The 20,453-nt window shown below is 69.1% G+C and carries 16 protein-coding genes; 9 read left to right on the top strand and 7 right to left on the bottom strand.

The window, feature by feature from the left end:
* Window position 1: 1 nt before the first annotated feature.
* From ACXC9Q_RS33100 to ACXC9Q_RS33070, 7 genes are all read right to left on the bottom strand, one after another.
* Window positions 2-1,123, bottom strand: coding sequence for a class I SAM-dependent methyltransferase (locus ACXC9Q_RS33100; protein ID WP_328521968.1), 1,122 nt, complete (start codon window positions 1,121-1,123; stop codon window positions 2-4).
* A 14-nt stretch (window positions 1,124-1,137) separates the two neighbouring features.
* The gene (locus ACXC9Q_RS33095) at window positions 1,138-1,803 is read right to left on the bottom strand and encodes a PIG-L deacetylase family protein (RefSeq protein ID WP_457060590.1); all 666 of its coding nucleotides are present in this window, start codon (window positions 1,801-1,803) and stop codon (window positions 1,138-1,140) included.
* Window positions 1,803-2,657, bottom strand: coding sequence for a glycosyltransferase family protein (locus ACXC9Q_RS33090; protein ID WP_328521970.1), 855 nt, complete (start codon window positions 2,655-2,657; stop codon window positions 1,803-1,805). Before ACXC9Q_RS33090 ends, ACXC9Q_RS33095 begins: the two co-directional genes overlap by 1 nt.
* Window positions 2,658-2,702: 45 nt before the next feature.
* Window positions 2,703-3,935 (bottom strand): class I SAM-dependent methyltransferase, encoded by a 1,233-nt coding sequence (locus ACXC9Q_RS33085; protein ID WP_457060589.1) that lies wholly within the window; start codon window positions 3,933-3,935, stop codon window positions 2,703-2,705.
* Complete coding sequence (locus ACXC9Q_RS33080) at window positions 3,935-5,029, bottom strand: NAD-dependent epimerase/dehydratase family protein (RefSeq protein WP_457060588.1); 1,095 nt, start codon at window positions 5,027-5,029, stop codon at window positions 3,935-3,937. Before ACXC9Q_RS33080 ends, ACXC9Q_RS33085 begins: the two co-directional genes overlap by 1 nt.
* Window positions 5,030-5,232: 203 nt before the next feature.
* Window positions 5,233-5,916, bottom strand: a complete 684-nt coding sequence (locus ACXC9Q_RS33075; protein ID WP_457060587.1) for a hypothetical protein — start codon at window positions 5,914-5,916, stop codon at window positions 5,233-5,235.
* Entirely contained in the window at window positions 5,916-6,281 is a 366-nt protein-coding gene (locus ACXC9Q_RS33070) for a hypothetical protein (protein ID WP_457060586.1), read from the bottom strand. Before ACXC9Q_RS33070 ends, ACXC9Q_RS33075 begins: the two co-directional genes overlap by 1 nt.
* Before the next feature lie 170 nt (window positions 6,282-6,451).
* Here ACXC9Q_RS33070 and ACXC9Q_RS33065 point away from each other — a divergent pair, with 170 nt between their 5' ends.
* The 9 genes from ACXC9Q_RS33065 to ACXC9Q_RS33025 all read left to right on the top strand — a co-directional run bounded on the left by ACXC9Q_RS33065 (window position 6,452) and on the right by ACXC9Q_RS33025 (window position 20,435).
* Window positions 6,452-7,774, top strand: a complete 1,323-nt coding sequence (locus tag ACXC9Q_RS33065; protein WP_457060585.1) for a UDP-glucose dehydrogenase family protein — start codon at window positions 6,452-6,454, stop codon at window positions 7,772-7,774.
* Window positions 7,771-9,000 (top strand): glycosyltransferase family 4 protein, encoded by a 1,230-nt coding sequence (locus ACXC9Q_RS33060; protein WP_457060584.1) that lies wholly within the window; start codon window positions 7,771-7,773, stop codon window positions 8,998-9,000. The genes ACXC9Q_RS33065 and ACXC9Q_RS33060 overlap by 4 nt, the downstream gene beginning before the upstream one ends.
* Window position 9,001: 1 nt before the next feature.
* Window positions 9,002-10,921, top strand: a complete 1,920-nt coding sequence (gene asnB, locus ACXC9Q_RS33055) for an asparagine synthase (glutamine-hydrolyzing) (RefSeq protein WP_457060583.1) — start codon at window positions 9,002-9,004, stop codon at window positions 10,919-10,921.
* Between the two features lie 9 nt (window positions 10,922-10,930).
* Window positions 10,931-13,093, top strand: coding sequence for a bi-domain-containing oxidoreductase (locus ACXC9Q_RS33050; protein ID WP_457060582.1), 2,163 nt, complete (start codon window positions 10,931-10,933; stop codon window positions 13,091-13,093).
* The gene (locus tag ACXC9Q_RS33045) at window positions 13,090-15,063 is read left to right on the top strand and encodes an alginate lyase family protein (RefSeq protein ID WP_457060581.1); all 1,974 of its coding nucleotides are present in this window, start codon (window positions 13,090-13,092) and stop codon (window positions 15,061-15,063) included. The genes ACXC9Q_RS33050 and ACXC9Q_RS33045 overlap by 4 nt, the downstream gene beginning before the upstream one ends.
* An 89-nt stretch (window positions 15,064-15,152) precedes the next feature.
* Complete coding sequence (locus ACXC9Q_RS33040) at window positions 15,153-16,370, top strand: Wzz/FepE/Etk N-terminal domain-containing protein (RefSeq protein WP_457060580.1); 1,218 nt, start codon at window positions 15,153-15,155, stop codon at window positions 16,368-16,370.
* Window positions 16,367-17,998 carry a hypothetical protein gene (locus tag ACXC9Q_RS33035; RefSeq protein ID WP_457060579.1) on the top strand — a complete coding sequence of 544 codons (1,632 nt, stop codon included), beginning with the start codon at window positions 16,367-16,369 and terminating at the stop codon, window positions 17,996-17,998. Before ACXC9Q_RS33040 ends, ACXC9Q_RS33035 begins: the two co-directional genes overlap by 4 nt.
* Window positions 17,995-19,224: an O-antigen ligase family protein gene (locus tag ACXC9Q_RS33030; RefSeq protein WP_457060578.1), complete on the top strand. Its 1,230-nt coding sequence runs from the start codon at window positions 17,995-17,997 to the stop codon at window positions 19,222-19,224. The genes ACXC9Q_RS33035 and ACXC9Q_RS33030 overlap by 4 nt, the downstream gene beginning before the upstream one ends.
* Window positions 19,221-20,435 carry a glycosyltransferase gene (locus ACXC9Q_RS33025; RefSeq protein ID WP_457060577.1) on the top strand — a complete coding sequence of 405 codons (1,215 nt, stop codon included), beginning with the start codon at window positions 19,221-19,223 and terminating at the stop codon, window positions 20,433-20,435. Before ACXC9Q_RS33030 ends, ACXC9Q_RS33025 begins: the two co-directional genes overlap by 4 nt.
* Window positions 20,436-20,453: the final 18 nt, after the last annotated feature.

The raw sequence follows: 20,453 nt of genomic DNA, 5'->3' as shown, positions 1-20,453 counted from the left end.
GTCAGCGGCCCATCTCGTGGGGCTCCGGCAGCGGGACGAGGTACGTCGCGCCCCAGCCACCACCGGTCTCGAGCTGCGAGATCACCTCGTCGGCGATGTCCCAGGTCAGGATCAGTACGACGTCGGGCCGCGCCGCGCGCAGTTCGTCGATGGGCCGGATCGGTACGCCGCAGCCGCCGGGGATCCGGCGTCCGTGCTTGCCCGGCGCCGCGTCGACCGTGAACGGCAGCAGGTCGGTCCCGACCTTGCTCAGGTCCAGCAACACCGGCGCCTTCGAGGGGGCGCCGTACCCGAGCACTGTCCGGCCGGCGGCCTTGTGACGGGTCAGCACATCGTGCAGCGCGCCGGCCGCGTGCCAGGCAGCCTCTTGCAGACTGGCCAGCTGCACCTCGTCGGCGATGCCCGCGGCGTCCTCGTCCTCGAGCAGTACGTCGACCGACGGGTCCGGCTCGGCGTCCGCGGTGTGCCGGAGCATCACCATCAGGCTGCCGCCGAACATGTCGACCTGCTTGACCGACTCGACGGTCAGACCGTAGAGCGCACCCAGCCGCTGCACCGCCCGCAGCGACAGGTAGGACCAGTGACCGTGCCGGATGGTGTCGAACTGGTTGCCGATGAACAACGGCAACAGGTGGTGGAACTCCAGCACCAGGAGGCCGCCGGGCGCGAGCCGCTCGGCCCGGAGCTGCATCAGCTCGCCAACCGCCGGCTCGTGTGCGATGCCGTGGACGTCGACCACCAGGTCGGCCCGTTCGCCGTCACCGGCCAGCCGGCACCCCTCGGCGTACAGGTGCTCGAGCCAGGAGCCACCGTGGTGGCTGGCGAACTCGAACACGACTCCACCGGCGAGCTCCGGGTAGTCCCGCAGCAGTTCCTTCACCGACGACTCGGCGTGCGCGATGCTCGTCGCCGACTCGACCGCCAGCGGCGGCTCAGGCAGCTGCGGCTCGACCGGACCGAGCTGGACCAGCGTGCAGTCCCGGCACAGCCACAGCTCCAGTGGCCAGCGCGGATCCGGCCCTGGCGTGTCCGCGGTCGGGAAGTAGTCGGCACAGGGCTGCGCACCCAGGTCCACCACCGGTACGACGTTCTCCCCCGCGCACCCACGACACTTGAAGCTCACTGCTCCCCCTCCGGTCACCATGTCAACATCGCCTTGGCCGTGGTGAACGCTTCGGCGTACTTCGCCCGGCACTCCATCCCGCGCAGCCGGGCCAGCCCGGCGAAGACCTCTTCGTCGAACCAGTCGTGCGGGACCTGGGACGGGTAGGCCTTGTGCAGCCGGGCGACCTTCTCCCGCAGCTGCTCCTCGGTCAGTTCGACGTACAGCCACGGCCGGCTGATGTCGCCGTCCCACTTGGGGATCTCGTAGTGCAGCACCAGCTGGTTGCGCCACACCGTCGGCGCCAGTTCGGCGATCAGCCGGTGGTCCTGGTGCGCATCGGTGCGGCTCGGCGCCAGTACCAGGTCGGGACGACGCCCAGAACCGGTGTTAGCGCCCCGAGCCGTTGCCTCTAGCAACTCTTTGGTCTCGTTCCAGTACGACGGCAACCGGCCGTCCGGCAGCTCGGCCGAGGTGACGGTCACTTCGCAGTCGGGCAGGAACAGCTCCGCCGCGCGGCGGGCCTCCTCCAGCCGGAGCGAGGTCCCGGTCGCGATCACGAACTCGGCGGTCAGCTCCGGCACCGACTCGGCCAGCTTGAGCAGCGTGCCGCCGCAGCCGATCTCGATGTCGTCCGGATGGGCGCCGAGGGCAACCAGGTGGACCGGCCCGTCGATCAGGCCGAGCTGGAACGGGAGCATCAGATCGCCACCACTACCGGCCCGTCGGCCGATCCGCCGGTTGCCTTGTCGAACACCTGGCTCTGCTGCTCGCGGGCCTCGTGGCTCCACAGCGCCCACGGCTTCTTGCCGGACCGGTACAGCTCCTCCAGCTGGCTGCGCTCCTTGAGCGTGTCCATCGGCGCCCAGAACCCGTGGTGCGGGATCGCCTCCAGCCTGCGCATCGCGGACAGCCGCGGGAACGCGTCGCCGACCAGATCCTCGTCCTCGTGCAGGACGTCGAAGATCTCCTTCTTGATCACGAAGTAGCCGCCGTTGATCCACACGTTCAGGTCGGCGGCCGACCGCAGCCCGGTGATCCGGGCGTCGGTGCCGAACTCGACCACGTGGAAGGACGCCTGCGGCGGTACCGCGAGCAGGCTGGCGGTGATGTCGCTGGTCATCACGTGATCGACGATCTTGTCCATCGGTGCGTCGGTCAGCACGTCGCCGTAGTTCGCCAGGAAGGCGTCGTCGTCCTCCAGGTACGGACGGACCCGGCGGAGCCGCTCACCGATGCTGGTGTCGATCCCGGTGTCGACGAAGGTGATCTTCCACTCGCTGATGTCGGAGTCGAGCAGCTGGATCCGCTGCCCGCCCTTCGACATGACGAAGTCGTTGGACACCGTCTCCTCGTAGCGCAGGAAGTACTCCTTGACCGCGGACCCCCCGAAGCCCAGGCACAGGATGAACTCGGTGTGGCCGAAGTGTGCGTAGTACCGCATCACATGCCACAGGACCGGCCGGTCGCCGATCGTCATCATCGGTTTCGGTGCGGAGTCCACCCCACTGCGCATCCGCAGCCCGAACCCCCCACAGAAGATCACGACCTTCATTTGACTTCCCTTCCCCCCAACGCGTTTTCAGATCCCTAACACGATTCAGATCAGTTCGAGACGGGGGATGGGGACGACGAACTTCGCGCCCCACTCCCGTGCGTAGCCGAGCTGATGGACGATCTCCTCCCGCAGGTTCCACGGCAGGATCACGATGTAGTCGGGGCGCGTCTCGGCGAGGCGCTCCGGGGCGAAGATCGGGATGTGCGTGCCCGGCAAGAACATGCCGTGCTTGTGCGGGCTGCGGTCCACCGTGTACGTCAGCAGGTCCTCGCGGATGCCGCAGTGGTTCAGCAGCGTGTTGCCCTTGCCGGGTGCGCCGTACCCGGCGACCGTCTTGCCGTCGCGCTGGGCCTGGATCAGGAACTCGAGCAGCTCGGCCTTGATCGTGAAGACCTCCTTGGCGAAGCCCATGTGGCCCTCGACCGTGTGCAGGCCGGCGTCCTCCTCGTCCTTCAGGACCTTGCCGACCAGCTCGGACGGCTCCCCCGCGGTCTCGATCGGCGTCGACATCACCCGCAGGGACCCGCCGTGGCTGGCCAGTTCCTGGACGTCGACCACCGTCAGGCCGGCCTTCTCCAGCGCCAGCGCGGCGGTCTTCAGGGTCAGGTACTGGTAGTGCTCGTGGTAGATCGTGTCGTACTGACGACGCTCGATCAGCCGGAGCAGATGCGGGAACTCCAGCGACACCAGGCCGTCGTCCTTCACCAGCGCGCGCAGGCCCTTGGCGAAGTCGACGATGTCCGGCACGTGCGCGAACACGTTGTTGCCGACGACAAGGTCCGCCTGCCCGTGCCGGGACGCCGCGTCCTTGCCGGTCTCCTCGCCGAGGAAGTAGCTCTCGGTCCGGATGCCCTTCTCGTTGGCGATCTCGGCGATGTTCGCGGCCGGCTCGATGCCGAGCACCGGGATGCCGAGTGCAGTCGCGTGCTGCAGCAGGTAGCCGTCGTTGCTGGCCGCCTCGACGATCAGGCTCTCGGCGCCCAGGTCGAACCGCTCCTGCATGTCGACGACGAACCGGCGGGCGTGCTCCACCCAGCTGGTCGAGTACGACGAGAAGTACAGGTAGTCGCTGAACACGTCGTCGGCCGCGACGTAGGCCGGCAGCTGGACCAGCAGGCAGTTGTCACAGATCCGGACGTGCAGCGGGTAGAACGTCTCACCACTGTCCAGCTGGTCGGCGCGCAGGTAGCTCTCGCACGGCGGCGACATCCCCAGGTCGACGAACGTCCGCGTCAGTTCTGCCCCGCAGATGCGGCAGGCGACTGATTCCCCCATCAGTGCTTCTCCTCGGCTGAGTTGTTTTCAAAGAAGAGAGCGTCCCCAGGACCGGGGAACTGGTCGTCGGTCTGCCGGCGCAGCTGGTCGTCGACCAGGCCCGCGCCGAGCAGTTGCTGGATCCGCCGCAGCCGGACGAACTGGGCGGAGTTGAAGTCGTCGAGCGTCAGGCCGTGTCGCTGGTAGGCGTTGTACAGCTCGTCGACGCCCTTGCGAACCGTCCACTGCAGTTGCAGTTGCGGGAAGGTGTCGTTGAGCTTGCTGAAGTCGACCTTGTAGTTGCGCAGGTCCGGGCCGGCGCCGTCGGCGATCGACAGCGTCGAGCCGGGCACCGCCTCGCGGACCATCTCGGCGATGTCGCGGACCTGGACGACGTCCTCGGACCGGCCGACGTTGAACGCCTGGTCGTGGATCACTTCCCGTGGCGACTCGAGCACGGTCAGGAACGCCCGGCTGATGTCCTCGATGTGGACCAGCGGGCGCCACGGCGTGCCGTCGCTCTCCAGCCGGACCTGACCGCTGGTCATCGCGATCGCGGTCAGGTTGTTCACCACGATGTCGAGCCGCAGCCGGGTCGAGGCGCCGTACGCGGTGGCGTTGCGCAGGTACGCCGGGCTGAAGGTGTCGTCGGCAAGTTTCGCCAGCTCCTGCTCGGCCAGCGCCTTGGTCTCGCCGTACGGCGTGACCGGGAACATCTCGGCGTCCTCGGCGACGGCTTCGGAGCCGGCCGCGCCGTACAGGCTGCAGGACGACGCGAACAGGAACCGCTCGATGCCGGCGTCCTTGGCGGCGCGCGCGACGTTCAGCGTGCCCTCCAGATTCACCGAGTACGTCGCGGCCTTGTCGAGGTTGCCGAGCGGGTCGTTCGACAGCGCGGCCAGACAGACCACCGCGTCGTACCCCTCGAGCTCCTCCGCCGTCACGTCCCGCATGTCCCGCGGCTTGCGGCGCCCGATCGGATCCGGGCCCCCCAGCAGGTCGCACCCCTCGTACAACCCGGTGTCCAACCCGTCCACCTGATGCCCAGCATCCCGCAGGAACGGCACCATCACGGCCCCGATGTAACCCCGATCCCCGGTGACCAGAACTCTCATCCGTCGCTCCCTCACCCCAGCACTCCCCTGTCGACCAATACAGATCAACCGGCGGGGCACTTGATACAGCCAATTCGGATTCGAGCGTGGAAGGAGCCTTCACCCCTCCCGGCATGGCGCCACTTTGTGCACCGCCCAACCACCGCGGCGGCGTCCCAGTGGTTGACCCGTGCACAACGTGCTGTCCGGGGCCGGGGTGAGGGTCACGGAGGCGGAGTCAGCGCTCCTGGGACTGGGAAGGTCCGGGGGCGGACTGGCGATCGAGCTCCGCCTGAGGCGCTGGCCGCGGCGCGGGGCGTGTGCCGGCCGGCGGGCTGTCCCGCAGAATCGCCGCCTGCCGAATCAGATCCGGCGGCACCGGAATCCGATGCGGCGTCGTCTGCGCCCCCTTCCCGCTGTCGCCCTACCTCCGGCCGCCCACCCCCAGTCAACCCATGGAACTCCCGCTGGGGCATCCCCCGCTCCCGCCCCAATCGCTGCCCGGTGATCGCGGCCGGATCGTCGCGACGGTGGGCGAAGGCCACCACCTGCCGGTACGCCATGGCGTCCGGATCATTGACCACCCGGCCGTCCTCAACCCGCGGAAGAGGCTCGAATTCCCGGTAGGTGAGCCGGTGTGACGGACCTCGAGGGAAGCCGCCAGGCGTGAACTCGTTCACCACCGGAACCTTGAGTTCCGCACAGTCGCGGAGGTCGTGCGAACCCGGACCGTAGCCGAGCTGCTTTCCCTGGTAGTCGGTCTCCCTGCCGTCCTTGAGTGCCTTCAGCCCCTTGATCACCGCGACGTACTCCTTGGCCGCCTCGCCGCCGGGGTTACGCTTGCGCTCCTCGCTCAGAGCATTGATCTGCGCCCGGAGATCCTCGTGGAGGATCAGGTGGTAGCCCATCAAGCGCGGCCCGGGGTCGACCCGCCATTCGTGTCGTCATCCGACTCGACGTCGAGGTCCCAGCCACCCTCGCGGGCGGCATCCTCGAACGACACCCAGTCTTCCGGCCCGGCGGTCGCCAGCCGCTCCCGGACGACTTGTTCTCTGCGGCGGTCGTTTTCGGCGTCTTCCTTGAGGGTTTCGTACTCCGCCCATTGGTCGAAGGAGATGACGACGCCTTCGGGGCGGGGCTGGTCGCCGAAGAAGACCGGCTCGGTGGCGCCTTCACGGTAGAGCTGAAGGATCCGCGCGAGGCTCTGGCCGACGGTGGCGGTGTCGATGACCCGGACCCGGTCTCCGGAGGGCAGGTCGTAGAGGGCTTCCATGGTTACTCCGATGTCTCGGGCGCCGAACACGTTGCGTGACTCAGGATACGTTCCGCGCAATTTCCTCGAACCGATTTTCCACAGGCATGTATCAGCGCACCGGCTTGCGCGCTCTCCTGTGCGCTGACGTACGTGGGGGATGCCTGCGTCATGAGCCTGTGGGGGGCGTTATGAAGGTTGCCGTATTCGGCTTGGGCTATGTGGGTTCGGTGACGGCCGCGTGCCTGGCCGCCAACGGCCACGACGTCTGGGGGGTCGATGTCGACACTGCGAAGGTCGGTCCGATCACAGAGGGACACAGCCCGGTGGTCGAACCCGGCCTGGACGAGCTGGTGGCGGAGGGGGTCTCCGCGGGCAGATTGCACGCGACCACCGATCCGCGGCTGGCGCTGGAGCGCGCCGACGTCTCGTTGATCTGTGTGGGGACACCGTCGACGCCGGCCGGCAGTACTGATCTCACCTACATCCGGCGCGCGGTCCGCGACATCGCGGAAGCCGCGCAGGTCGTGAACCCGCCGGTCTCCGGGTTCCACAGCATCGTGGTCCGCAGCACGGTCCCGCCGGGCACGGTCGACGAGGTGGTCGAACAGGTACTGGCCGACGTACCGCCGCCAGAGGGTCTCTCCTTCGGTACGGCGATGACGCCGGAGTTCCTCCGCGAGGGATCGGGCCTGGCGGACTTCTACGACCCGCCGTTCGTGGTGGTCGGCACCCGGAACCCGACGGTCGGTACCGCTCTGGCCGACCTGTTCGGATTCCTCGGCGTCGACGTTCAGATTGTCGACGTCCGGACCGCGGAGGCGCTCAAGTACGCCTGCAACGCGTTCCACGCGACCAAGGTCTCGTTCGCCAACGAGATGGGCCGGATCTTCCGGCACTACGGCGTCGATTCGCGTGAGGTGATGCGGATCTTCGTCCAGGACACCAGCCTGAACATCTCGCCGTACTACCTCAAGCCCGGCTTCGCGTTCGGCGGCTCGTGCCTGCCCAAGGACCTGCGCTCGGTGCTGCACCTGGCCCGGGTCAACAACACCGACCTGCCGCTGCTGGCCGGCACGCTGGCCACCAACGAGCGGGCCGTGAGCGACGTCGTCGACCGGGTCGTGGCCGGTCCGGGCCGCGAGATCGCGCTGCTCGGCCTGAGCTTCAAGCACGCCACCGACGACCTGCGGGAGAGTCCGAACGTCGAGCTGGCCGAGCGGCTGCTCGGCAAGGGCTACAACCTGCGCATCTACGACGCGATCGTGAACCCGAGCCGCCTGGTCGGCGCGAACCTGCGGCACGTCACGTCCAAGCTTCCGCACCTGCAACGGGTGCTCACCGACGACCCGGCGGCAGCCCTCGAGGGTGCCGATCTGGCCATCGTCTCGGCCACCGACAGCGCGGCCGTGAACGCCCTGCTCAGCTCGCCGCCGGCCCGCACCATCGACCTGAGCGGCCGGCTCGGCGACGCCGTCGAGGCGCTGCCCGGATACGAAGGAGTGGGCTGGTGAACGGTCCGCGCGTCCTGATCATCATCCAGAACCTCTGGGTCCCGTTCGACCGCCGGGTCTGGCTGGAGTGCAAGGCCCTGGTGGCCTCCGGGTACGACGTGACCGTCGTGTGCCCGAAGGGTCCGGGCGACCCGTCGTACCAGGTCATCGACGGCGTGACCGTGCACCAGTACAAGGCCTACGCGCCGGGCGGCAGCAAGCTCGGTTTCGTCACCGAGTACGCCTACTCGTTCCTGATGACGCTGCGGCTGGTGCTGCGGGCCCGCAAGGCCGGCAAGTTCCAGGTCATGCAGGCGTGCAACCCCCCTGACATCTTCTGGCCGATCGCGATGCTGCTGCGCCGGCTGGACGGGACCAAGTTCGTCTTCGACCACCACGACCTGTGCCCGGAGCTGTTCCAGTCCCGCTTCGGCGGTACGACGAGCCTGCCGTACAAGGGATTGCGGTTCCTCGAGCGGATGACGCACCTCAAGGCCGATCACGTCATCTCGACGAACGACTCGTACCGGCGGATCGCGATCACCCGCAGCGGCAAGGCGAACCACGACGTGACCGTGGTCCGCACCGGGCCGGACCCGGACAAGTTGCGCCGCGGCGGAGCGGACGAGTCGCTCCGCCGCGGGCACCGCTACCTGGTCACCTACATCGGCGTGATGGGACCGCAGGACGGCGTCGACATCGTCGTCCGCGCGGCCGATCACATCGTGAACAAGCTCGGCCGGACCGACGTCGCGTTCACGCTGATGGGTGGCGGTGACTCCTTCGACGACGTCGTGGCGCTGCGCGACGAGCTCGGTCTCGGCGACCACGTCGAGTTCACCGGCCGGGTGCCGGACGAGACCGTCCGCGCGGTGATGTCGACCGCCGACCTCGGCCTGTCGCCGGATCCGAAGAATCCGCTCAACGACGTGTCGACGATGAACAAGACGATGGAGTACATGGCCTTCGAGCTCCCGGTCGTCGCCTTCGACCTGATCGAGACCAAGGTGTCGGCCGAGGACGCCGCCGTGTACGTCGAGCCCAACGACGTCGCACAGTACGGCCAGGCGATCGTCGACCTGCTCGACGACGAGGTACGGCGCCGCCGGATGGGCAAACTGGGTCGCGAGCGGGTCGAGCGGGTGCTCGCCTGGAACCACCAGCGCAAGGCCTACCTCGAGGTGTACGACCAGCTCACCGGTCACGTCAGCCACGTCGGCGACGTCGCCCGGGCCACGGGGTCCTGAGGTGTGCGGCATCGCCGGCTGCTACCAGCAGCGCGACGGGTTCGCCCTCGCCGAGACGATGAGCGACCGGATCGCGCACCGCGGTCCGGACGCCTCGGCGGTGTACCCGTTCGACGACGGCGACGTTCGCGCGTACCTGGCGCACCGCCGGTTGTCGATCATCGACCTCTCGTCGGAAGCGGACCAGCCGTTCAGCAAGCGCGGCCTGACGATCTGCTACAACGGCGAGCTCTACAACTACAAGGAACTGCGGGCCGAGCTGTCCAGGGCCGGCGTCGCGTTCCGGACCAACGGCGACACCGAGGTGGTGCTGGAGGCCTGGCGACGGTGGGGCCCGGACGCGCTCCGGCGGTTCCGCGGCATGTTCGCGTTCGCGATGCTCGACGAGGACAGCGGCAGCATGTACCTGGCCCGCGACCCGCTCGGCATCAAGCCGCTGTACTTCCTCCGCCGCGAGGGCGGCGTGATCTTCGCGTCCGAGCTGAAGGCGCTGGTCGCCGCGATCGGACCGGAGCTCCGCACCGAGCCCGGCGCGCTGGTCGCGTCGATGCTCTACTACTGGCTGCCCGAGCAGCGCTGCTCGATCGAGGGCGTGGACAAGCTGCCGCCGGGTTCGTGGGCCGAGTTCCGGCCGGACGGCAGTAGCCGGAACGAGACGTACTGGCGCGTGACCGACGTCGCGACCGAGGCAGCGGCCGGCCCGCGTGCCGACCTGCGTACGGTGATCGAGGAATCCGTCGCCGCTCACATGGTCGCCGACGTACCCGTGTCCACGTTCCTCAGCGGCGGTCTCGACTCCAGCCTGGTCACCGTGCTGGCGAAGCGGCTCGATCCGAGTGTCGACTCGTACACGATCACCTTCCGCGCGCAGGACCAGCGGCTCGAGGCGATGCCCGACGACGCGATCTACGCCCGCAAGGTGGCCCAGCAGTTCGGCATCGACCTGCACGAGATCGAGATCGCCCCGGACGTGGTCGAACTGCTGCCGCGGATCGTCGACATCCTGGACGAGCCGATCGGTGACCCGGCCGCGATCAACACGCTGCTGATGTGCGACACCGCCCGCGACGCCGGCGTCAAGGTCCTGCTCTCCGGGATGGGCGCCGACGAGCTGTTCGGCGGCTATCGCAAACACCTCGCGTGCGTGATGGGAGCGCAGTACCAGCGGCTTCCCGGCGTACTGCGCAACGGCCTCATCGGACCCACGGTCCGGCGGCTGCCGGTGACCGTGAACGGTCGCGGCCTGCGCTACGCGCGCTGGGCGAAGCGGTTCGAGACGTTCGCGAACCTGTCCGAGGAGACGGCGTTCCGGCGCAGCTACACGATGTACGACGGGGACCAGCTGACCGGTCTGATCAGTCCGGACCTGGAGCCGTACGTCGGGAAGCTGCTCGCCGAGCACAGCGACATCTACCACGACACCACGCTCGACGATCACGTGAACCGGATGTGCCTGGCCGACTCGCGGATGTTCCTGCCCGGGCTCAACCTGGCCTACACCGACCGGTCCAGCATGGCCGCGTCGACCGAGGTCCGGACGCCGTTCGTGGACCCGATCGTCGCGCGGGCGGCGTTCTCGATCCCGGGCAGCGAGAAGATCCACCGGCGGGTGAGCAAGCTCGCGCTGAAGAAGGCGGCCGAGGCCTGGTTGCCGAAGGAGATCATCTACCGGCCGAAGGCGTCGTTCAGCGCGCCGCTGCGGGCGTGGATCCGCAACGACCTGCGCGAACTGGTCGACGACACCCTGGTGCGGGGCGAGCTCGTCGGCAGCGGGTTCCTGCGGCAGAGCGCCGTACAGCGGCTGGTCGACGACGAGCGGGCCGGGCGCGAGGACTACTCCAAGCAGATCTGGCAGTTGCTGACGCTGGAGACCTGGACCCGGAACATGCGGTCCCTCGGCGTGACCATCACCTCTCTCTGAAGGACCGACATGAAGCAGGTTGCACAGAACTACAAGTCCGGTGAGCTGGCGGTCCTGGACGTGCCTCCGCCCACCTGTGCGCCCGGTGGCGTGCTGATCCGTTCGCTGTACTCGTTGATCTCGACCGGCACCGAGCTGATGAAGGTCGGCGAGGCGAAGCTGTCGCTGGTCGGCAAGGCGAAAGCTCGGCCGGACCAGGTGCGGAAGGTGCTCGACTCGGTCGCCCAGCAGGGCGCGGTCAACACCTACAAGAAGGTGATGAACAAGCTCGACTCCTACACGCCGCTGGGCTACTCGCTGTGTGGCGTGGTCGTCGAGGTCGGAGCCGGTGCCGAAGAGTTCAGCGTCGGGCAGCTGGTCGCTGCCGCGGGCAACGAGTTCGCGCTGCACGCGGAGTACAACTGGGTGCCGGTCAACCTGTGCGTGCCGGTGCCGGACGGGGTGCCGCCGGAGCAGGCCGCGTTCTCGACGGTCGGTGCGATCGCGATGCAGGGCGTGCGGCAGGCGGAGGTGCAGCTCGGCGAGACCGCGGTCGTGATCGGGCTCGGCCTGGTCGGTCAGCTCGTGGTGCGGTTGCTGGTCGCGGCCGGCGTACGCGTCTTCGGCATCGACACGGTCGAGGACCGCTGCCGGATGGCGGAGAAGGCCGGCGCGTTGCACTGCTCGAACGCGGACGAGGCCGGGATCGCGACGCTCGAACGGGCCTTGCTGGAGGCCTCGAACGGCCTCGGCGCGGACCGCATCCTGCTGGCCGCCGGCGGTCACTCGAACGGCCCGGTCGAGACAGCCGCCCGGCTGGCCCGCGACCGCGCCCGCGTGGTCGACATCGGCAAGACCAAGCTCGACCTGCCGTGGAACGCGTACTACGACAAGGAACTCGACGTCCGCTTCTCGCGGTCCTACGGTCCCGGCCGGTACGACGACCGCTACGAGCTCCAGGGCATCGACTACCCGGCCGGCTACGTTCGCTGGACCGAACGCCGCAACCTGGAATGCTTCATCGACCTGATCGCCCGCGAACAGATCGACGTCGGGTCCCTGGTGGCCAGCGTGTTCCCGATCGCCGACGCGACCGAGGTCTACCAGCAACTCAGCTCAGGCTCCCTCCCCGGAGTCGGCTTCCTCTTCGAGTACCCGGATGTTCCCCAGCAGGAGGCCGCGCCGCAGACGACGCGGGCTTCGCGACCGTCCGCTCCGACCACCGGCTCCGTCCGACTCGGATTCATCGGCGCGGGGAACTACGCGTCGAGCATGTTGTTGCCGCACCTGCAGAAGGATGAGGATGCGGTGCTGGCTCATGTGGCGACGAACAAGTCGTTGTCGGCGGCCAACGCGCAACGGAGGTTCGGGTTCGAGACGATCTCGACCGATGCGGATGCGGTGCTGACGGACCGGAGCCTGGACGCGGTGTTCGTGGTGACCCGGCACAGCAGTCACGCCGACCTCGCCTGCCGGGCGCTGGAGAGTGGCAAGGCCGTCTTCGTCGAGAAGCCGCTGGCCCTGACCACCGAGGAGGTGGACCGGATCGTCGCCACGGTTGATGCCACCGGCAACGACCGGCTGATGGTCGGGTTCAACCGGCGGTTCGCCCCGCTGCTGACCGACCTGCGGGACCGCTTCGGCACCCCCGGCGGCAACTCCTCGCTGCGCTACCTGGTGAACGCGGGCCGGCTCGACCCGTCCAGCTGGTACCTCGACCAGGACAAGGAAGGCAGCCGCTTCGGCGGTGAGGGCGGCCACTTCATCGACACCCTCAGCTGGTGGCTCAACAGCCCGCCGACCGAGGTGTTCGCCGTACCCGGTCCCGACGCCGGCGACGTCGTCGTCACGCTGCGGTTCGCGAACGGCTCGGTCGGCACGATCAGCTACGTCGGCGGCGGCAACGCGCGCTTCCCGAAGGAGACGCTGGATATCACCGGCGGCGGCCGCAACGGCCGGCTGGACAACTTCCAGAGCGCCTCGGTGTGGGCCGGCCGCAAGCCGGCCGTCCGCAAGGCCCGCGGCACCGACAAGGGTCAGCGGATCGAGCTCGAACACTTCGTCGCGGCGGTCAGGTCCGGCGGCCCGATGCCGATCTCGTTCGACTCGCTGATCGCCACCACCCGCGCGACCATCGCGGTCGACCGCAGCCTCGCGAGCGGCCGCCCGGAGCCCATTCAAGGGACCCAATGAGCCGTCAGCCCCTGAGCTGGTACGTCCGCCGCCTGCGCCGGATGTCCGCCACCGAGCTGATCTGGCGCACCCGCGACCACGCACGCCGTACTGCCTGGGCCTACCAACAGGTCCGGCCCGGGCAGGACACGGAGGTTCACCTCCCGCTGCGCAAGGAGCTGACCTTCGGTACGACGCTCCCGCCGCACACCGCGTGCGCCGTACCGGAGGAGGCCCGCAAGGCAGTGATCGCGACCGCCGACGCGATCATGGCCGGCAAGCTCGAGGTGCTCGGCGCCGACCGGACCGACCTGCGCTCGCCGGACTGGTTCCGCGACCCGACCACGGGCCGGCGATCGGACCCGGCGCAGTACGTGTTCAAGCTCAACCACCGCAACGAGGAGGTGGTCGGGAACATCAAACAGGTCTGGGAGTTGTCCCGCCACCACCACCTCACCCAGCTCGCCGCGGCCTGGTACCTGACCCACGACGACGCGTACGCCGAACGCGTTGCCGACCATCTGAACGACTGGTGGAGGTCGAACCCGTTCCTGTCCGGAGTCCATTGGGCCAGCGGGATCGAGATCGGCCTCCGGCTCATCAGCTGGACCTGGATCCGCCGGCTGCTGAACGACTGGCCCGAGGTCACCGACCTGTTCGAGCACAACGAACTCGCCCTCCGGCAGATCTACTGGCACCAGCGCTACCTCGCCGCGTTCGAGAGCCGTGGCTCGTCGGCGAACAACCACGTGATCGCCGAGGCCGCCGGGCAGCTCGTCGGCGCCTGCGCGTTCCCCTGGTTCAGCAAGAGCGCGCGCTGGCGGGCCGACGCGGCGGCCCTGCTGGAGAAGGAACTCGACGCCAACACGTTCCCGTCCGGTGTGAACCGCGAGCTCGCGACCGACTACCACCGCTTCGTCTCCGAGCTCGGCCTGTACGCCGCTCTCGAGGCGGACACGGCCGGTCATCCGCTCAGCCCTCGCACCTGGGCTCTGCTCACGCGCACCGTGGACGTCGCCGCGGCGATCGTCGACGACACCCTGCGACCACCTCGGCAGGGCGATGACGACGAGGGCATGGTGCTCGTCCTCGATCCACCGGATGTCCACCACTGGTCGGCGTTCCTGTCGCTCGGCGGCGCCGTCGTCGGCCGAGCACCCTGGTGGCCGAAGACTCCGGTCACGGCGACCGCGGTCATCGTCGGCTCCTTGGTCAACGGCAAGCAATCCGATCGTCCGGCCGAGCGGCCGACACACTTCGGGGACGCCGGACTGACGATCCTGCGCGGCCGCACCGGTGTCGACGGAGCCGGCCCGGAGATCTGGTGCCGCGCCGACGCAGGCCCGCACGGCTTCCTGTCCATCGCCGCCCACGCGCACTGCGACGCGCTGTCCCTTGAGGTCCGGGTCGGCGGCGTCGACATCCTGGCCGACCCTGGCACCTACTGCTACCACGGCGAGGAAGCCTGGCGGAACTACTTCCGCTCGACCATCGCCCACAACACCGTCGAGGTCGCCGGCACCGAGCAGTCCACCTGGGGTGGCCCGTTCCTCTGGCTACGCGGGGCAACAGGCCGGGTACGCCGGTACGCCGTCGAGGGCGACGTGGTCACCTGGGACGCCGATCACGACGGCTACCGAGCCGGCGAATCACCGGTCACTCACCGGCGGACCGCCGTACTGGATCATGGCGTGCTGCGCGTCGAGGATTACCTGGATGCGGCGTCCGACGTACGGATGGCGTGGCACCTCGGTCCGGAGGTATCCGTCGAGCTGGACGGACCCATCGGCCGGCTGGAGTGGCCCACGGGTTCGGCGATCGTCGAGTTGCCGGCTGGACTGAGCTGGACCGCGCACCGCGGCGGCGACGATCCGTTGCTGGGCTGGTACTCCCCGCGATTCGGCCACAAGGTCCCGATCACCACTCTGGTGGGCTCGGGCACCCTCGCTGCGGACGCCCCGGCGACCAGCACCTTCCGATTCCGGTCCTGACCGGACTCCACCGCCCCCGCGCTGTATCAGGCGCGGATCACCGCCCTCTATTACTCCGAAGTCACAGTGACGTTCGACTGGAGGGGACTGTGAGCACACAGCAGCTCGACGTCAAGAAATCCTGGCAGGCCATCCGCCGCCACCGACTGGTGGTCGCCGCGGTGGCCGCTGTCGGCCTGCTCGGTGGGGTCGCCTACGGCGTCCTGGAACCGCCGCTGCACACGGCGACGTCGCTGGTGGTCCTGCCACCACCACCGGCGACCGACGCGGAGAAGGAAGCCGGCACGCAGAGCATCGCGACCCAGGTCTACATCGCCGAGAGCGAGCCGGTGCTGCGGAGCGCCGGCCAGAACCTCTCGCCGGCGCTGGGCATGAAGACCGTCCGCGACCGGGTCAATGTCACCGCGGTCACGACGGACGTGATCAGGATCGATGCCAAGGGAACCTCGGCGCAGCAGGCGATGCGGCTGTCCAACGCGGTCGCCCAGATCTACCTGGTGTTCGTCACTACGGACCAGAACCTGCCCGGTGACCTCGGGAAGAAAACGGGAGCCCGGATGCTGGAGGAAGCGACCACCGCCCGTGGCGGGAACATGTTCGTCCATCTCGGCATCTTCGGCCTGCTCGGCGCGCTGCTGGGTGCCGCGGCCGGCTCGATCGCTGTGCTGGCCAGGGCCCGCGGTGACCGCCGGCTCCGGCTGCGCGACGAGGTCGCCGACGCGGTCGGGCTGCCCGTGCTGGCCTCGGTCTCGTCGTACCGGGCCACGGACGTGTCGGACTGGGCCTATCTGTTCGAGCACTACTCCCCGACCGCCGTCGACGCCTGGAGTCTGCGCAAGACGTTGCACAACCTGGGCCTGGACGTGAAGGGTGGGCCGCCGGCCTCGCTGACGGTCATCTCGTTCACCGAGGACGACAAGGCCCGTCCACTCGGTCCGCAGCTCGCCGCTTTCGCCAACTCGATCGGGATCACTACGTCGATCGTGCTCGACAACCACCAGGAGCGACCGTCCGGATCCGTTGCCCTGGACATCCATCTGGTCGTGGTCGACAAGGACGCCCCGCACCTGGACGGCGCGGAACCCACCACCAGTACGATCGTCGCCCTGTCGGCCGGCACCGTGACGGCCGAGGAGCTGGCCCGGCTCGCCGTGGCCGCGGCCGCCGACGACCGCACCATCGACGGCCTGGTCGTCACCGATCCCGATCCGTCCGACCGGACGATCGGCCGGGTCTCGCAGGCACAGCGGCGCGCGGGCTCCCGACTGCCCACGCTGCTGACCGGATCTGCGAGGCGGCCGCGATGAGCAACCAACCGTACTCCGATCCCCCGGCCGGCTCGACCACCTGGTTCGACGACGACGACGGCCTGTTCGCCAACGAGACGACGACCTCGTTTCCGCCGGACGCCCTGGTCACCTACCGGTTCCTCCGCGATGCCATCCGCCGGCACATGCGGATCTGGCTGGTCCTGGCGATCATCGGTCTGGCCGGCGGGATCACGACGGCCGTCGCCCTGCCGACGGCCAGCGTCTCGGCTGCTCGGCTGCTGCTGACCCACCGCGACGGTGAGGACCCGACCAAGGCGATGGCCACCGACGCCAGCCTGGCCACCACCCGCACCGTGGCGGAGCGGGTGATCACACGGATGAAGCTGCCGGAAACACCGGACGACCTGCTCAAGGAGTACACGGTCGCGCCACTCACCGACCGGGTCCTGGAGATCAAGGTCAGCGCGAAGACCAGCGAGGATGCCACCAAGTTGGCCACGGTCCTGGCGCAGACGTACCTGATCTTCCGCAAGGAGCAGATCGCGCTCCAGGGGGCGCCACTCAGCCGCGACTATGTCACCGCCCAGAACGAGGAGACCACAGCGGAACAGGCTGTGGTGGCGGCGGGTGGCAAACCGAACAGTCCGGACCAGCCGCAGACCCCGGAGATGATCAGGCTCGGCGCCGCCCGGGACAAGGCGACGTACGTCCGGCAGCAGCTGCTCGACGAGCAGGTCGCGGCCTCCAAGATGAACAGCAGCCGGATGCTCGACGACGCGGCGCCGGTCCTGGTGTCTGCGAAGCGGACGCTGGCCATCAAGGCCATGACCGGCCTGATCGCAGGTCTCTTCGTCGGGCTGGGCTTCGTGGTGGTTCGCGCGCTCGTGTCCGACCGCGCGTGGAAACGGCAGGACATCGCCCGCTCGCTCGGGGCCCGGGTCCGGCTCAGCACCGGCCGCCCGCCGCGCTGGCGCCTGTGGCCGTTCCCGAAGCGGCTGCGCGCCTCGCAGCAGCAGAACCCCGAGATCAAGCTGATGGTGCAGCACCTGGACCAGCGGATCATCTGGTCGAAGCGGCCGACTCCGGCGCTGGCCGTGGTCAGCGTCGACGACGTCAAGGCGTGCGCGCTGGCCGTGGCGTCGCTGGCCGTGTCGTACTCCGTCGAGGGCAGGCACGTGCTGGCCGCCGACCTCACCGGGACCGGTCTGCTCGCCGCGACGCTCGGCGTCAAGACGCCCGGCACGCACGAGTCGCAGTTCAGCGAGCCGGGCAAGCGGCTCGACGTCTTCCTGCCGAACCCGGACGACGGACCGGCCGAGGGCTGCTACCTGCGGCTGGGTGACAACAACCGCTCGGGCGGTACGAACGACATCGCCCTGGACGCCGCGTGGGACGTCGCCGACGTGGTCCTCACCCTCGCCACCCTGACGCCGGCCCTCGGCGCCGAGCATCTGGGCAGCTGGGCGTCCCGGGCGGCCGTCGTGGTCACGGCGGGACGGTCGACGACGGCCAAGATCCAGGCGACCGGCGAGATGCTGCGGCTCGCGGGCCTGCAGATCGACACGGCCGTCGTACTGCGGGCGGACCGGACCGACGAGGGCGTCGGGGTCGCGGAGCTGGAGTCCTCGACCAGGACCGCTGATATCGAGATGTTCGAGCGATGAGCACCGAGGTCGCCGGCCCGAAGCTCGGTGCCGCGGTCGGCCGCCGGCCCGTCGCGCCGGAGCGGCGCCGCCGGCGGCGGGTGCAGCTGGTCTGGGCCCTGCTGGTGCTGAACGTGATGACGTTCTTCCCCGGCGCGCCGCACATCATTCCGATCCCAGGCTCCGTCGGCAAGCTGATCGCCCAGTCGTCGCTGGTCGTCGCCCTGATGGTGGTGCTGACCGTGAACCGGCCGGCGCGGATCCGGCGCAGTGTCTACATGTTCCTGGCCGGCCTGCTGGCGGCCGAGGCGCTGATGGCGAGCATCCGGGCCGAGTTCCTGTTCGGCGCGCTGTTCCGGACAAGTCGCCTGTTCCTGTTCGTGCTCGTGCTCTGGCTGCTCACTCCGTGGTGGACCCGGCGCGACCTGCTGCTGGTGCGCACCCATCTGCTGGTCCTGTGGTGCATCGTCGGCTCGGTCGCGCTCGGGTTGCTGGTCGCACCCGGTCTCGCGCTCACCGAGAATCGGCTCGGCGGCGTCCTGTGGCCCATCCCGCCGACCCAGGTCGGCCACTACTCCGCGGTCGCGATCGGCCTGACGGCCGTGCTGTGGATGGCCGGACTGTTGCGTCGTTCGGTGGCACTCGCCAGTGTCCTGGTGACGACGCCGATCCTGTTGCTGACCCATACCCGGACGGCGCTGATCGCCATGCTGGCCGGTGTGGTGATCGCCGGGCTGAGCCTCTTCACCGCGCGCACGCGGGTCCGCCGGGCGTTCGCCATCGGCGTCGTCGTGTTCTCGGTCGGCGCGCTCACCCTGAGCTCGGTGGTGACCACCTGGCTGGCCCGTGGCCAGGATACCGCCGAACTCGGCGCCCTGACCGGCCGCAAAATGGTGTGGGACGCGATCCTCGAGCAGCCGCGCTCGACGTTCGAGACCTTCTTCGGGTTCGGGTTGTCCAACAAGTCCTTCAACGGCCTGCCGATCGACAGCAACTGGCTGGGCACGTACTACGACGTCGGCCTGCTCGGCGTGGCGATCACGATCGTGCTCGTCCTGTTCGTCCTGATCGCGGCCTGGTTCCAGCCCCAGGGCCCGCGCCGCGCGCTGGCGCTCTTCCTGGTCGCCTACTGCGTCGTCGCCTCGTTCACCGAGAGCGGGCTCAGCGAGGCGTCGCCGTACCTTCTCGAGCTGACACTGGCCGCGTCGCTGGTGTACTCGTGGACTCCGCGTGAGGGAGCACGATGAAGATCCTGCTGGTGCACAACAGGTACCGCTCGACGGCGCCCAGCGGCGAGAACCGGGTGGTCGATCAGGAGCTCGCGGCGCTGGCCGCGGCCGGCCAGGACGTCGAACTGTTCGAGCGCCGCAGCGACGAGATCGAGGACTGGCCGGCCTGGAAGAAGGCCACCTTGCCGGCCCGCGTGGTCTGGAACCCGGCCGCGAAACGCGATCTGGGCGAGACGCTGCGGCGGTTCCGCCCGGACGTGGTGCACGTGCACAACACGTTCCCGGTCATGAGCCCGTCCGTGCTCTACGCCTGCCGGGACGCGGGCGTTCCGGTCGTGATCTCCTTGCACAACTACAAGCTGCTCTGTGCCAGCGGCGACTTCTTCCGCGACGGCGCCGTCTGTCACGACTGTGCGGGCGGCAATCCGCTCCCCGGTGTTCAGCACCGCTGCTACCGCGGGTCCACGCTGGCGACCGCGAGCACGGTGCTGAACACCCGCAGCCACCGGCGCAGCTGGCGCGACCTGGTCTCGGCGTTCGTCTTCATCTCCGAGTCGCAGCGCAGGTTGCTGGCCGGACTGCGCTTCGACCCGGACCGCAGCTTCGTCCGCTACAACTACGTGCCGTACGACGGCCCGGTCGGCATCCCGGGCGACGGACGCAAGCAGCGACAGGTCGCCTATGTCGGCCGGCTCGACGCGGCGAAGGGCGCGCCCCTGCTGATGAAAGGCTGGGACGCGTACCGCGCGATCGCCGGCGACGACGCGCTGCGGCTGGTCATCGCCGGCGGCGGCCCGATGCTGGACGAAGTGACCGCCTGGGCGGCCGAGCGGCCGTCGGTCGAGCTGCGCGGCCTGCTGAGCAAGCCGGAGGTCTTCGAGCTGCTCGGCGAGTCCCGCGGAGTCGTCCTGCCGTCGGAGTGGGAGGAGACGTTCGGGCTGGTGGTGATCGAGGCGATGGCGGTCGGCGTACCGCCGCTGGCGTCCGCCCACGGCTCCTTCCCCGAACTCGTCACCGACGGGGTCGACGGCGCGCTGTTCGATCCCGGCCGCCCCGACGACCTGGGGAAGCTCCTGCTCGATGTCGACACCGACCCCGACCGGTACGACGTCCTCGGCCGCAACGCGCGGGCGACGTACGAGGCCAAGCACGACCCCGGACACGCCATCGAGCAACTGCTCGACATCTACCGGTTCGCCATCGACCGGTCAGCGACACCGCCTCGTTAGCCCACAGCACGTGCCCCC

This window comes from Kribbella sp. CWNU-51 (assembly GCF_054073265.1).
The sequence above is the reverse complement of the archived record's forward strand: the minus strand, read 5'-3'. Positions and strand labels throughout refer to the sequence as shown.